This is a genomic window from Candidatus Limnocylindrales bacterium (assembly GCA_035571835.1).
In the GTDB taxonomy this organism is placed as follows: Bacteria; Desulfobacterota; Binatia; order UBA1149; family CAITLU01; genus DATNBU01.
On sequence record DATNBU010000001.1, the window covers coordinates 149,035 to 163,604 of the forward strand.

At 65.8% G+C, this 14,570-nt stretch carries 14 protein-coding genes; all 14 read right to left on the minus strand.

From position 1 onward, the window contains the following. Positions 1–150 precede the first annotated feature (150 nt). Entirely contained in the window at positions 151–1,398 is a 1,248-nt protein-coding gene (locus tag VN634_00630; protein HXC49360.1) for a DEAD/DEAH box helicase, read from the minus strand. Between the two features lie 262 nt (positions 1,399–1,660). Then, entirely contained in the window at positions 1,661–2,380 is a 720-nt protein-coding gene (lepB, locus tag VN634_00635; GenBank protein ID HXC49361.1) for a signal peptidase I, read from the minus strand. Beyond that, on the minus strand, positions 2,373–4,172 hold the full coding sequence (gene lepA, locus VN634_00640; protein HXC49362.1) for a translation elongation factor 4: 1,800 nt from the start codon (positions 4,170–4,172) through the stop codon (positions 2,373–2,375). The genes lepB and lepA overlap by 8 nt, the downstream gene beginning before the upstream one ends. Before the next feature lie 41 nt (positions 4,173–4,213). Beyond that, positions 4,214–5,134 (minus strand): NAD-dependent epimerase/dehydratase family protein, encoded by a 921-nt coding sequence (locus VN634_00645; GenBank protein HXC49363.1) that lies wholly within the window; start codon positions 5,132–5,134, stop codon positions 4,214–4,216. After that, the gene (locus tag VN634_00650; GenBank protein HXC49364.1) at positions 5,131–6,072 is read right to left on the minus strand and encodes a UDP-glucuronic acid decarboxylase family protein; all 942 of its coding nucleotides are present in this window, start codon (positions 6,070–6,072) and stop codon (positions 5,131–5,133) included. Before VN634_00650 ends, VN634_00645 begins: the two co-directional genes overlap by 4 nt. Positions 6,073–6,143: 71 nt before the next feature. Next, positions 6,144–7,457, minus strand: a complete 1,314-nt coding sequence (locus VN634_00655; protein HXC49365.1) for a UDP-glucose/GDP-mannose dehydrogenase family protein — start codon at positions 7,455–7,457, stop codon at positions 6,144–6,146. A gap of 125 nt (positions 7,458–7,582) precedes the next feature. Beyond that, positions 7,583–8,572 (minus strand): glycosyltransferase family 2 protein, encoded by a 990-nt coding sequence (locus tag VN634_00660; GenBank protein ID HXC49366.1) that lies wholly within the window; start codon positions 8,570–8,572, stop codon positions 7,583–7,585. Between the two features lie 35 nt (positions 8,573–8,607). Further along, positions 8,608–9,519: a PfkB family carbohydrate kinase gene (locus VN634_00665; protein HXC49367.1), complete on the minus strand. Its 912-nt coding sequence runs from the start codon at positions 9,517–9,519 to the stop codon at positions 8,608–8,610. A 70-nt stretch (positions 9,520–9,589) separates the two neighbouring features. Beyond that, on the minus strand, positions 9,590–10,459 hold the full coding sequence (gene mtnP, locus VN634_00670; protein HXC49368.1) for an S-methyl-5'-thioadenosine phosphorylase: 870 nt from the start codon (positions 10,457–10,459) through the stop codon (positions 9,590–9,592). A gap of 9 nt (positions 10,460–10,468) precedes the next feature. Continuing rightward, a complete protein-coding gene (locus VN634_00675; protein ID HXC49369.1) occupies positions 10,469–11,401 on the minus strand; it encodes a diacylglycerol kinase family protein in 933 nt (310 codons plus the stop codon). 7 nt (positions 11,402–11,408) lie between these two features. Continuing rightward, positions 11,409–12,575: a 23S rRNA (adenine(2503)-C(2))-methyltransferase RlmN gene (rlmN, locus tag VN634_00680; protein ID HXC49370.1), complete on the minus strand. Its 1,167-nt coding sequence runs from the start codon at positions 12,573–12,575 to the stop codon at positions 11,409–11,411. 25 nt (positions 12,576–12,600) lie between these two features. Continuing rightward, complete coding sequence (gene ndk / locus VN634_00685; protein ID HXC49371.1) at positions 12,601–13,023, minus strand: nucleoside-diphosphate kinase; 423 nt, start codon at positions 13,021–13,023, stop codon at positions 12,601–12,603. A 26-nt stretch (positions 13,024–13,049) separates the two neighbouring features. Continuing rightward, the gene (gene sucD / locus VN634_00690) at positions 13,050–13,919 is read right to left on the minus strand and encodes a succinate--CoA ligase subunit alpha (protein ID HXC49372.1); all 870 of its coding nucleotides are present in this window, start codon (positions 13,917–13,919) and stop codon (positions 13,050–13,052) included. Between the two features lie 19 nt (positions 13,920–13,938). After that, a partial coding sequence (sucC, locus tag VN634_00695; protein ID HXC49373.1) for a succinate--CoA ligase subunit beta occupies positions 13,939–14,570 on the minus strand: 632 nt, incomplete at its 5' end.

Consider the following 14,570-nt stretch of genomic DNA (forward strand, 5'->3'; position numbering starts at 1 on the left):
GGCCCACGAAAAGGCGCAGGCCGCACCGATGACGCAGCTGGACAAGATAAACTGCCGTGACGATCCCCCCTGACGGGATCCGCGCAGAAGAACGCGAGTGCGGAACATGGGGACAGGTACGGACCTCGATGCCCGTACCTGTCCCGTCTTTCAGGCGCGACGCTGGGGACGAGCGCCGCCGAACGACCTGGTCGAACGTGCACGGCCCGGTGTCGCAGGCCTTGCAGGCGCGCTGCGCATCGGCCTTGCCGAGGCCGGCTCGATCCTGGCCGTGTAGTCGAAACCTTCGAGCTTGCGGCGCTCGATCGCGCCCTTGCCGAGGTCGCGCTCGATCTGGCGCATGTCGCCCTCGTCCTCCGGCGAAACGAACGTGAGCGCTTCGCCTTTGGCCGATGCGCGGCCGGTGCGTCCGACGCGGTGGATGTAATCCTCGCTTCGCATCGGAAGATCGTAGTTCACCACGTGGCCGAGCGAGTCCACGTCGATGCCGCGAGCGGCGATGTCGGTTGCCACCAGCACGCGGATCTTGCCGCTCTTGAACGCATCGAGCGCAGCGGTGCGCTGCCCCTGCGAGCGATTGCCGTGGATCCGGTCCGCACGGATTCCGTTTTCGGAAAGAAAACGCGCGAGACGGTCGGCGCGATGCTTGGTGCGCGTGAACGCGAGCGCATCCTGGACCATGTCGCGTTTCAGCAGCTCGATGAGCAGCGACGACTTGCGCGACGAGCACACCGGGTAGACGTGCTGCGTGACGCTCTCGGCCGGCGCCGACTTGCGCTCGGTTCCGATGCGCGCCGGCTCGCGAAGCATCTGGCCCGCGAGCTTGGCGATTTCCTGCGGAACGGTCGCACTGAAGAACAGCGTCTGCCGCTCGCGCGGAATGCCCGTGAGGATCCGGCGCACGTCCGGCAGGAAGCCCATGTCGAGCATGCGGTCGGCTTCGTCGAGCACGAGGATCTCGACGCCGTCGAGACGCGCATGGCCCGCGCGAAGATGATCGAGAAGCCGTCCCGGAGTCGCGATCAGCACGTCCACGCCGGAGCGCAGCGCGAGCCGCTGCGGCTGCATCGAAACGCCGCCGACCACGACCGCCGCGCGGATCGGAGTGCCCTGCGCGAAGATCTTCGCTTCGTCGAGGATCTGCGCGGCGAGCTCGCGCGTCGGTGCGAGCACCAGCGCACGGGTTCCCTGGCGGCGCGGATTCGCGATCAGGTGATTGAGGATCGGAAGCAGGAACGCGGCGGTCTTGCCGCTGCCGGTTGCTGCACAGCCGAGCACGTCGCGACCGGTGAGGGCTGCGGCGATGGCATCGTTCTGGATCGGAGTAGGAGACTGGTATCCGCGCGCATCAATGGCGCGGAGAAGGCTCGGATGAAGTCCGAGCGACGTAAAAGTCATTCGTTGGAACCTTGGGGCCGTCGGGCTTTGCGGCCGGACGGCAAAAAAAGCGAGATTCGATGGGACTGCGAAATTTGGCGGGGCGCAGGACCGGAAAATCGATGTGTACGGAAGAGATCGAGACTGATCGGCTTCGTAAGAACCGGAGGCAGGATCATGGCAGCCCCGTGCTGCCCTGTGCATGCACCGTACGGGGGATGGGCCACGCTGTCAATGGCGAGCCGTCGGGCGAACCGTCGGAGGTGCGTGGATCAGGCAGCGGTCAGTGGATCAGGTTCCCGACCCGCTCCAGCCGCGGCTTCCACGTATCGTCCCAGAACGAAAAGTAGATGATGAAGGCCTTGCCCTCGATGTCGCCGATCGGCACCGGTCCCCAGAACCGGCTGTCGGAGCTGTTCTCGCGATTGTCGCCCATCGCGAACACGTAACCGTCCGGCACCGTGAACGGACCGAAGTCGTTCATCGAGCCGCGGCTGTGGGGATCGTGAAACGCGTACGGGTCGTCGATCTTTTCGCCGTTGATGTAGACGACCTTGTTCTTGACCTCGATGGTCTCGCCGGCGATCGCCTTGACGCGCTTGATGTAGTCCTTCGAGCGGTCGGCGGGATACAGGAACACGATGACATCGTCGTGCTGGGGCTTGAAGACCTGGAAGATCCGCTTGGCGACGAACGGGATGCGGATGCCGTACGCGAGCTTGTTGACCAGAAGGTGATCTCCGATCTGCAAGGTCGGAAGCATCGAGCCGCTCGGGATCTTGAACGCCTGGACGATGAACGTGCGGATGAACAGCGCGAGCAGCAGCGCGGTGCCGAAAGCCTCGACGTATTCGCGGAACGTCGACTTCGCCGGCGGCATCTCTGCCTTGGCCGCGGCTTCCGGCCGGCTCGGTCTGGTCGCCACGTACTGGCGGACCGCATCGGCGTCGGCCTTCTCGCGGGCCGCCTTGTCGGCGACCGGGTCCTGTCGTTTCTTACTCACCGACTTTAAGGATCGCCAGGAATGCTTCCTGGGGAATCTCGACGCTGCCGACCTGCTTCATCCGCTTCTTCCCTTCCTTCTGTTTCTCGAGCAGCTTGCGCTTGCGCGAGATGTCGCCGCCGTAGCATTTGGCCGTCACGTTCTTGCGCATCGCCTTGACGGTCTCGCGTGCGACGATCTTGCTGCCGATCGCGGCCTGAATGATGATCTCGAACATCTGCCGCGGAATGAGCTCTTTCATCTTGCTGCACAGGTCGCGTCCGCGGAGGAACGCGCGGTCACGGTGACAGATCATCGAAAGCGCGTCCACTTTTTCAGCGTTGATCAGAAGGTCGAGCTTGACCAGCGGCGACGTGCGGAATCCGACCGGCTCGTAGTCGAGCGACGCGTATCCCCGCGACGTCGATTTCAGCCGGTCGTAGAAGTCGTAGACGATCTCCGACAGCGGAATGTCGTATTCGATCGCCGCCCGGCCCGCGGTCGGGAAGCGCAGGTCGGTCTGGGTTCCGCGCTTGTCCTCGCACAGCGCGAGCACGCCGCCGAGGTACTCGGCCGGCACGTGGATGGTCGCCCGGACGTACGGCTCCGCAATCGAATCGACGCGCGCCAGGTCCGGAAGCTTGGCCGGGCTGTCGATCTCGATCGACGTGCCGTCGCTGAGCTGGACTTCGTAGATCACGGTCGGCGCGGTCGTGATCAGGCTGAGGCCGAACTCGCGCTCGAGGCGCTCCTGCGTGATCTCGATGTGCAGCAGCCCGAGGAACCCGCAGCGAAATCCGAAACCGAGCGCCGTCGACGTCTCCGGCTCCGACGAGAACGACGAATCGTTGAGCTTGAGCTTCTCGATCGCGTCGCGAAGCTGCTCGTAGTCGGCGCTGTCGACCGGATAGATGCCGGCGAACACCATCGGCTTGACGACCTTGAATCCCGGCAGCGCTTCGACGCCGGTCTCGGCGGCAAGCGTCAGCGTATCGCCGACCTTGGCTTCGGCGATGTCCTTGATCGCGGCGGCCACGAAGCCGACTTCGCCCGGACCGAGGGACGCAACCTCGACCGGTCCGGGCCGGAACACGCCGATACGCGTCACGTCGTATTCGCGCGTCGCCTGCAGAAGACGGATCCTGTCGCCCTTGCGGACGGTGCCGTCGAGCACGCGAACCTGGACGACGACGCCGAGGTACGGATCGAACCACGAGTCGAACACGAGCGCGCGCAGCGGCGCCCCGGCCGTCGTCTTCGGCGGAGGAACGTGTTCGACGATTGCCTCGAGAACCTTGTCGACGCCGAAACCCGTCTTCGCGCTGACTTCGACGGCTGCGGACGCGTCGATGCCGATCATGTCCTCGATCTGCTGCCGCGTGCGCGCCGGATCGGCCGCCGGAAGATCGATCTTGTTCAGCACCGGAACGATCTCGAGGTTGTGGTCGAGCGCGAGATAAACGTTGGCCAGCGTCTGGGCCTCGACGCCCTGGCTGCAGTCGACGATCAGCAGCGCGCCTTCGCAGGCCGACAGCGAACGCGAGACCTCGTAGCCGAAGTCCACGTGGCCCGGCGTGTCGATCAGGTTGAGGATGTAGGTGAGGCCGTCGGCCGCCTTGTAGTCGAGGCGCACCGCCCTCGCCTTGATCGTGATGCCGCGCTCGCGCTCGAGATCCATGTCGTCGAGCATCTGCGCCGAGCTGTCGCGTGCGCTGACGGTGCCGGTCAGCTCGAGCAGGCGATCGGCAAGCGTCGACTTGCCATGGTCGATGTGCGCGATGATCGAGAAGTTTCGGATTCGGGAGACGGACATCTGCTGTCGGCGGGGAATGAATCGCGGCCGAACAGAGTCCGCTACGGCCTCGACCGGAAGAAGTCAACCGTCGCGGCAAGACCTTCATCGAGAGCGACCATCGGCTTCCAGCCGAGCACGTTCGACGCGAGATCGTACGACAGCACGCTGCGCCGCACTTCGCCCTCCTTGGCCTCGGCGTGCTCCGGCTGGATGTCGACTCCCGTCACACGGCGGATGAGAGCATGGAGCTCGACCACGTTGGTTTCCGTGCCGGTTCCGATGTTGACCGCGCCGCACCACGACGACTCGAGCGCCGCAAGGTTGGCGCGCACGACGTCGCCGACAAAGACGTAGTCGCGCGTCTGCAGCCCGTCGCCGAAGATGCGCGCGCCGCTGCCGGCAAGAAGTGCTTTCGAGAAGATCGCGACGACGCCGGCCTCGCCGTGCGGATCCTGGCGCGGTCCGTAGACGTTCGCATAGCGGAGCGCGACGTAGCGGATGCCGTAGGTCCGGTGGTAGTACTCGAGGTAGTGCTCGCCGGTCAGCTTGCTGACGCCGTACGGACACACCGGAACCGTGGGATGCGACTCCGGAGTCGGAAGCTCGGCGACTTCGCCGTAGACGGTGCCGCCCGAGGACGCGAAAAGCACCGTCTTCGTTCCGGCCTTGCGCGCCGCTTCGAGCAGGCGAAGAAAGCCGAGCACGTTGACGTCCGCGTCGAACACCGGATCCTCGACCGAATGGCGCACGTTCATCTGCGCCGCGTGATGGCAGATCGCGTCGGGCCGCTCGCTGGAGATCAGCTCGGAGGCTTCGCGGCTGCGGATGTCGAGCGCGTGCAGCACGGCGCCGCCGGGAACCTGCCCGGCCTTCCCGCTCGAAAGGTTGTCGATGACCACGACGTCGTGGCCCGCCTCGAGGAACGCTCCCGCCAGATGCGAGCCGATGAAGCCGGCGCCCCCCGTGACGACGATCTTCATGACGCCAGTTTCTTCTTGAAGTAGTCGATGGTGCGCGCGAGGCCTTCGTCGAGCTGCACCTTCGGCTCCCAGTTGTCGAGCACCCGGCGGGCCTTGGTGATGTCGGGCTGGCGCACCTTGGGATCGTCTTCCGGCAGCTCGCGAAGCACGATCTTCGAACCGGTTCCGGCAAGGTCGCGGATCTTTTCGGCGAAGTTCTGGATCGTCATTTCGGACGGATTGCCGAGATTGACCGGCGTCGTCTCATTGGACCACAAAAGCCGCGTCAGGCCTTCGACGAGATCGTCGACGTAGCAGAAGCTGCGCGTCTGCGAGCCGTCGCCGTACACGGTGATGTCCTCGCCCTTGAGCGCCTGGCACATGAAGTTCGGCACCACGCGGCCGTCGCGCATGCGCATGCGCGGCCCGTAGGTGTTGAAGATGCGCGCGATGCGCGTCTTGACGCCGTGGGTGCGGTGATACGCCATCGTCATCGCTTCGAGGAACCGCTTGGCTTCGTCGTACACGCCGCGCGGGCCGATCGGGTTGACGTTGCCCCAGTATTCCTCGCGCTGCGGATGCACCAGCGGGTCGCCGTAAACTTCGGACGTCGATGCGACCAGAATGCGGGCATTCTTCTCGCGAGCAAGGCCGAGTGCCTTGTGCGTGCCGAGCGACCCCACCTTCAGCGTCTGGATCGGAAGCTCGAGGTAATCGACGGGGCTTGCGGGCGACGCGAAGTGCAGGATCGCGTCGAGGGGGCCCTTTACCCAGATGTAGTTCGTGATGTCCTGCTGCTGGAACGAGAACTTCGGATTGGAGAACAGGTGCGCGATGTTGTCGCGGTCGCCGGTCAGCAGGTTGTCGACGGCAATCACCTCGTGCCCGTCGGCCAGATGTCGCTCGCAAAGGTGAGAGCCGATGAAACCTGCGCCGCCGGTGATGAGGATGCGTCCCATGTGTTGCCTTCTCGCATGCCGGGCCATGCGACCCGCACTTCTGGACACCGGGCCGTGCGGCCCGGGCTGGGTTATTGCGGGATGCCGCGTCCGATCGGGTAGTACGTGAATCCGCGGCCGTGCATGTCGCGCGGCTCCCAGAGATTGCGGCCATCGAAGATCACCGGCGATTTCAGCATCGACTTGATGCGGTCGAAGTCGGGATGACGGAACTCGTTCCACTCGGTGACGATGCACAGGCCGTCCGCGCCCGGCAGCGCGTCGTAGTTCTTGGTGCAGTACGTGACCTTGTCGCCGAAGAATCCGCGCGCAACTTCCATCGCCTCCGGATCGTGCACGTTGACGGTCGCGCCCGCTTCGAGCAGCGCCTCGACGAGCCCGATCGACGGCGCTTCGCGCATGTCGTCGGTGCGCGGCTTGAACGCAAGGCCCCAGACCGCGAACGTACGACCGGACAGGTTCCCGTTGAAGTGCGCCTTGATCTTGTGGAACAGGCGCTTCTTCTGGAAATTGTTGACGTCGTCGACGCTGCGCATCAGCGAGAAGTCGAGACCCGCTTCGGTCGCGGTGTGGATGATCGCGCGAACGTCCTTCGGAAAGCACGACCCGCCGTAGCCGAGTCCCGGATACAGAAAGTGCATCCCGAGCCGGCGGTCGGTACCGATCCCCTGCCGCACGGCGGATACGTCTGCGCCGACGCGCTCGCACAGGTTCGCGATCTCGTTGATGAACGAGATCTTGACCGCGAGCAGCGAGTTGGCCGCGTACTTGGTCATCTCGGCGCTGGCGTTGTCCATGACGAGGATCGGCGCGCCGCCGCGCACGAACGGCGCGTACAGGTCCTTCATGATCTCCGCAGCGCGATCGCTGGCGGCGCCGATCACGACACGGTCTGGCTTGAGGAAGTCCTCGATTGCCGCCCCTTCCTTCATGAACTCGGGGTTGGAGACGACGTCGAACGGATGCGACGTGCTGTCGGACAGCACCTTGCGCAGCGCCTGCGCCGTTCCGACCGGCACCGTGCTCTTGGTGACGACGATGCGGTAGCCGTCCATCGCGTTGGCGATGTCGCGCGCAGCCTGGTGCACGTATTTCATGTCGGGGGCGCCGTCGTTCTCGCCCTGCGGCGTGCCGACGGCGATGAAGCAGACGAGAGAGTCGCCGACGGCCTTCTTGATGTCGGTCGTGAACGTGAGCCGGCCTTCCTCGACGTTGCGCTGGATCAGCTCTTCGAGGCCCGGCTCGTAGATCGGGACCTCACCGGCCTTGAGGCGCGCGATCTTGCGCTCGTCGATGTCGACGCACGCCACGTCGTTTCCGCTCTCGGCAAAACAGGTTCCCGCGACGAGGCCGACGTAGCCGGTCCCGATGACACAAATCTTCACTCGCCCTTCTCCTCAGAGCCGGAAACAGCCTCCCGCAAGGCCTATCCGGTCGAATTTCAAACGCCGGAGGCTACCCGCAACGCTCCCCACCGGCAAGTGCCGATTCGCAAAGATGTTTCGCGAGGTCAGCCGGGTTGCGCGGCGGCCGGAGCGGCGCCTGCCGCGTCCCGATCGGTTGCCGCGAGATCCTCGGCGATCACATAGATCGGCTTGTTCTGGCTCTCGTGGTAGGTGCGCGCGAGCATCTCCCCGAGAAGCCCCATCGTCACGAGCTGGACTCCGGCCATCACGGCGAGGCTCGCCAGCACGAGGATCGGCCGGCCGGCCAGAGGATGGCCGAGGAAGACCTTCTCGAACCCGAGCATCGCGAGAATCGCGAGGCCGGCGCCCCCGATCACCACGCCCCAGACACCGAACACGTGGATCGGCCGCGTCGAGTAGACCGACAGGAACTTGACCGTCACGAGGTCGAGCACCACGCGCACGACGCGCGAAATCCCGTACTTCGACGTACCGGCTACGCGCGGCCGGTGATTGACGACGATCTCGTCGACACGCGCGCCGAGGTCCGCGGCGATCGCCGGAATGAAACGGTGCATCTCGCCGTACAGCCGCAGGCCGCGCGCAATGTCGCCGCGGTAGACCTTGAGCATGCATCCGTAGTCGTGCACGTGAACGCCCGTGATCGCGCGGATCAGCCAGTTGGCCGTCATCGACGGGATGCGCCGGCTGACGAAATCGTCCTTGCGGTCGTGCCGCCAGCCCGAGACGAGGTCGCAGCCCTGTTCGAGCCTGGCGATCAGGCGCGCGATGTCGCGCGGATCGTTCTGGCGGTCCGAGTCGAGCGTGACGACGATGTCACCGGTCGTCCGTTCGAGCCCGGCAGCAACCGCCGCCGTCTGGCCGAAGTTGCGCCGGAAGCGTACGACGCGCACGTGCGGGTCCTCGTCGCGGATGCGACGCAGCGTCTCGAACGATCCGTCGCGCGAGCCGTCGTCGACGTAGATGATCTCGTAGCTGCGGCCGAGATCCGCAAGCGCGGCGGTCAGCTCCGCATGCAGCGGCACGAGGTTGTCGACCTCGTTGTAGACCGGCAGCACGACGGAGACGTCCATCAGTTTTCCTTTCTTTCTTCGGACGCGACCGTGCGTCAGCTCTGGAAATCGGTGATCGCCATGAACTGGCGGAAACGGGTGTCGATCTCGGAACGCTCGAGACGCCGCAGGCGATTGAGCCCGAAGTCCTCGACGGTAAACGACGCGACGACGGTTCCGAACACGATCGCCCGCCGCAGTGAGCGGCTGGTTACCTCGCCGTCTGCCGCGAGGCTGCCGAACAGGCCGCCGGCAAAGCTGTCGCCGGCCCCCGTCGGATCGACGACGTTTTCGAGCGGAAACGCCGGCACCGCGAAGATTTCCTGGTCGGAGAACTGAAGGGCGCCGTACTCGCCGCGCTTGACGATCAGGTGCTTCGGTCCCATCGCGAGAATCTTGCGCGCGGCGCGAACCACGTTGCCTTCTTTTGCGAGCAGAAGCGCCTCGGAATCGTTGATGCTCAGCAGGTCGACCTGTGCGAGCAGCGTGCGCAGCTCGGCGGGCGTCGAGTTGATCCAGTGGTCCATCGTGTCGGCGCCGACGTACTCGGGCGCCTCGAGCTGCGACAGCACGTCGGCCTGCAGCGTCGGCATGATGTTGGCGAGGAACACGAACTCGCTGCCGCGATACGATGCCGGCAGCTTCGGCTGGAAATTCTCGAAGACGTTGAGCTTGAGATCGAGCGTGTCGCGGATGTTCAGGTTTTCGTGGTAGCGGCCGGTCCAGCGGAAGGTTTCGCCGGCGCTTTCCTCGAGGCCCTCGATGTTGATCCCGCGCTCGACCAGGAACCGGCGCTCGGCCTCGGGGAAATCCGCACCGACGACGCCGACCAGGTTGACCGGCGCAAAGAAGCTGGCCGCCACCGAGAAATAGCTGCACGCGCCGCCGAGCACGTCTGTCGCGCTGCCGTTCGGGGTCTCGACGTTGTCGATCGCTACCGACCCCACTACGCATACCGATTTTGCCATGTTCCTCCCCCGTTTCCTTTCCCGCGTCCCTGTAGCCGCGTCTTTCTGTGTGCGGGCCCTCCGGCCGCTTCTATGTCAGGCGTCCGATCAGAAGCTTCAGCCGTTCGCGCGTGGCTGGCGGAATTGCCTGCGGCGACGTGATGACGGCGTGGTCGAGCGCGCGACCGCAGTTGCAGGTGCGGCGGACGGCTGCAAGCCCCGCCGCGATGCGCACCACCGCGCGGCGCGCGAGCTCCACGTTGGCCTCGAGCACGGCGAGGATGTCGGTCACCGCCACGTCGTCGGTTTCGGTCCGCCAGCAATCGTAGTCGGTCGCCAGCGCGATGGTCGCGAAACAGATTTCCGCCTCGCGCGCGAGCTTGGCTTCCTGGAGATTGGTCATGCCGATCACGCTCGCGCCCCAGCTCCGGTACAGGTGCGACTCGGCGCGCGTCGAGAACATCGGCCCTTCCATGCAGACGTAGGTTCCGCCCTCGTGCACGGTCGCGCCCGCATCGCGCACGGACTCGGCGACGAGCTTCGACAGCGGCGAGCAGAACGGATCGGCAAAGCTCACGTGTGCGACGCAGCCTCCTCCGAAGAACGTCGAGATGCGCCCGCGCGTGCGATCGATGAACTGGTCGGGCACCACGACGTGCCCCGGCGAGATCTCTTCGCGAAGACTGCCGACTGCCGAGATCGAGACGATCGCGTCGGCGCCGAGCTGCTTGAAGCCGTGGATGTTGGCCCGGTAGTTGAGCTCGCCCGGAGCGAGCCTGTGGCCGATGCCGTGCCTCGGCAGGAACGCGACGCGCTGGTTGCCGAGGCGGCCGACGACGTACGCGTCCGACGGCGATCCGAACGGCGTGTCGAGCACGGTTTCGTCCGCATGGACGAGGCCTTCCATGCGGTACAGGCCGCTTCCGCCGATGATTCCGAGCAGTGAGGACTGGGCCGTCATGGCTACGTTTCAGCCGCGCACGAAGCGCACCGCGGGGCCGGCTTCGATCGACAGAACCGGCACGGAAGGAAACAGCTCTCCATCGACGGTAAACGACTGCGGCTCGTCGAATTCGATGCGAACGGACCTGGCGATGTTGTCATACAGCGTATCCAGACCTGCGGGAAATCCGCGACGGAATCGCGGCAGGCGCGAGAACAGCTGGCCGGGCGTCGCGGGTCCGGCAAGCACGTGAAAGTAACCCTGCTTGCGGCCGCTCAGGTAGAACGGCTTCACGCCGAGCCCGATGTGCTTGACCGAGCTCGCGAGCACCAGCGTGTAATGGTTCCACGGAAGCGCTTCCCCGTCGCATTCGGCCTTGCCGCCGATTTTCGGAACGATGCGCTCGATGAGCTTGCCGCCTCGCAGCCACGAGATGCCGCAGCGAACCAGAATCGCCGCCGCGCTCGCGGGCCCCGGATTGGAGCCTTCGTAGTACTCTTCGAGGAAATGCGTGATCAGGCCGGCGCCGACGATGCTGCCGTAGATCGTTCCGTTGACGCGCAGCAGCGGACGCGCAGACGTCACGAATTCGCGACGCGCGCGGTAGCCGGACATGACCTTGCCGAGGAACGCTTCGGGGCGCACGGGGCCGCCGATTGATCTCGACACGTTGTTGATGGTACCGCCGCGCAGCGCGACGAACTCGGGCAGGTGATCCTCGCCCCACACGCGAACTGCGCCCGAGATCGCGTGGCACAGCGAGCCGTCGCCGCCGCTGACGGCCAGCACCTTGAACCCGCGCGCATGGAACCGGTGCAGCGTCTGCTCGAGCGATTCGAGATCCGGCGTCGCAACCACCTCGCCGTCGGCGCCGACGACCGCCGCAAGATGCGAAGTGATCTCCGGGTGGGCCCGATTGCCGGACGCACGGGGATTGACGATGACGCCGATGCCGGGCATCGGCGTCTCAGCTGCCGCGCGCCGCGAGCTGTCCGCAGGCCGCCTGGATGTCGCGGCCGCGACTGGCACGAACCGTGGTGTGGATGCCCGACGCCAGCACGCGTTCCTGGAACGCGAGCACGCGCTCGTCGTCCGGCCGCCGGTACTCGCAGCCGTCCCATTCGTTGAACGGAATGAGGTTGAGCTTGACGGGCAGGCCCGCCAGCAGCCGCACGATCGCATCGGCGGCCGCAAGGTTGTCGTTGATGCCGGCCAGCAGCGTGTACTCGAACGTGATGCGCTTGCGGCGCGGAAGCTCGAGGCGGCGGCACGCGCCGATCAGCTCGGACAGCGGGTAGCGCCGATTGATCGGCATCAGCCCGTCGCGCACGTCGTCGATGGCCGAACCGAGCGAGATCGCGATGTGCACGTCGGTCTCGCGCACGAGCCGTTCGAGCTGCGGCACCAGGCCGACGGTCGAAACCGTGATACGGCGCGGCGAGATGCCGAGACCCCACGGCGACGTCATGATCTCCAGCGCGCGCACGAGGCGGTCGTAATTGGCGAGCGGCTCGCCCATTCCCATGAACACGTAGTTGGTCAGCAGCTCGGGCGCGGCGACTTCGCGTCCCATCATCACCTGTCCGACGATCTCGAACGGCTCGAGGTTGCGCACCAGGCCGAGGCGCGCCGTCGCGCAGTATCCGCAGCCGAGCGCACAGCCGACCTGGCTCGAGATGCACAGCGTGGTGCGCTGGTCGCGCGGAATGACCACGCTTTCGACGACGCGCTCGTCGGCGAGGCCGACGAGCAGCTTGCGCGTGCCGTCGTTCGACTCGCGCAGCAGCGCGCGCGACGGCCGCGATACGTCGAAATCCTCCTCGAGCGCGCTGCGCAGCACCGCCGGCAGGTTGTGCATGTCGGCGACGTCGCACGGCGGCCGGTTGTAGAGCCAGCCGGCAAGCTGCGACGCGCGGTACGCCGGAAAGCCCCGGGCCTCGCACCACTGGCCGATCTCTTCGAGCGTCAGCGAGCGGATGTTCGTGCGGCGCGTTGCCTGGACAGCTCGTTTCGCAGTTTCGGGCACGACTCCTTGCGGAGTTCCCTGCGCAGCGCGCGGCGCCGGGCGATCGGGCAGCGGATCACGCACGAAGTCCTCGCTGGCTGCGGGCTCGGGCTTTTCCGTTGCCGTCATGTCGGGTGCCGCGCGGATCGCAGCCTCAGCGCCCCTGGATTTCGAGCGCGTTGAAGAAGTAACCGATCTCGAACGCCGCTGTCTCGGGCGCATCGGACCCGTGGGCCGCATTGCGCTCGATGTTGGTGCCGTAAAGCTTGCGCACGGTACCGGCCTCGGCCTTGGCGGGGTCGGTCGCGCCGAGCAGCTCGCGGTGCCGCAGGATCGCGTTCGGGCCTTCGAGCGCGGAGACGACGACCGGCCCTTCGGTCATGAACGTGCAGAGGTCGCCGAAGAACGGACGCGCCTTGTGCACCGCGTAGAAGCCTTCGGCCTGCACGCGCGTGAGCTGGATCATCTTGGTCGCGACGATCGTGAGCCCGCCCTTTTCGAAGATCGAGAAGATTCCGCCGATCGCGTTCTTCGCGACGGCATCCGGTTTTACGATGGAAAGCGTTCTTTCGGACATGTTCCTTTTTCCTTGAGTTGTGAGTGTCAGCCGCGCATGACGGCGACGAGCGTTTCTCCGAGCTCCGCGGGGCTCGGCGCGACCTTGATGCCGGCGGCTTCGAGAGCCGCGATCTTTTCGGCGGCCGTGCCCTTGCCGCCCGAGACGATCGCGCCGGCGTGACCCATGCGCTTGCCCTCGGGCGCCGTCTTGCCGGCGATGAAGCCTGCGACGGGCTTTTTCATGTTGGCCTTGATCCACGCGGCCGCATCGATCTCCGCAGCGCCGCCGATCTCGCCGAGCATGAACACGGCGTCGGTGTCGGGATCGTCGTTGAACATCTTCAGCGCGTCGATGAAGCCGGTGCCGATGATCGGATCGCCGCCGATGCCGATGCACGTCGACTGGCCGATGCCGCGCAGCGTGAGCTGGTGGACGCATTCGTACGTGAGCGTGCCGCTTTTCGAGATCACGCCGACGCGGCCCGGCTTGTGGATGTAGCCGGGCATGATGCCGACCTTGGCCTGGCCGGGCGTGATGATGCCGGGGCAATTCGGGCCGATCAGGCGGACGGGCTGGCCTTCGAGCGCGCGCTTGACGCGAACCATGTCGGCCACCGGAATGCCCTCGGTGATGCAGACGATCAGCGCGATGCCGGCGTCGGCGGCCTCGAGGATCGCATCGGCTGCGCCGGCGGGCGGAACGTAGATCACCGAGACGTCGCAGCCCTGCTGCTGGACCGCATCCGCGACCGTGTCGTAGATCGGCACGCCTTCCCAGGACGTTCCCGACTTTCCGGGCTTTACGGCGGCGACCATCTGCGTGCCGTAATCGCGGCAGCCGGTCAGGTGGAACTGGCCGGTCTTTCCGAGACCCTGCGTGAGCACACGGCTCCTTGACGAAAGAAGAATCGACATTGCGTGTTTCCCCTTCGCCTTAGTGGAGCTTGCCGGCGGCTTCGACCGCGCGGCGCGCGCCGTCGGCCATGTCCGCGGCCGTGATGATCCCGAGTCCGGACTCGGCGATGATCTGCTTTCCCTTCTCGACGTTGGTGCCTTCCATGCGCACCACCAGCGGCACCTTGACGCCGACCTGCTTGGAAGCCTCGACCACGCCTTGCGCGAGCACGTCGCAGCGCATGATGCCGCCGAAGATGTTGATGAAGACGCCCTTCACGTTCGGGTCCGAGAGAATGATCTTGAAGGCTTCGGCAACCTTCTCCGCGGTGGCGCCGCCGCCGACGTCGCAGAAGTTGGCCGGCTCTCCGCCGTGATGATGGATGATGTCCATCGTCGCCATCGCAAGGCCTGCGCCGTTGACCATGCAGCCGATGTTACCGCTCAGCGCGATGTAGGAAAGATCGAATTTCGCGGCCTGCCGCTCCTTCGGGTCTTCCTCGTTCTCGTCGCGCAGCGCGCGGATGTCGTCGTGGCGGAACAGCGCGTTGTCGTCGAGCGAGATCTTGGCGTCGAGCGCGAGCGGGCTGCCGCTTTTGGTCTCGACGAGCGGATTGACCTCGACGAGCGACGCGTCGATGCCGACGTACGCGTTGTAGATGCCGTGGAAGA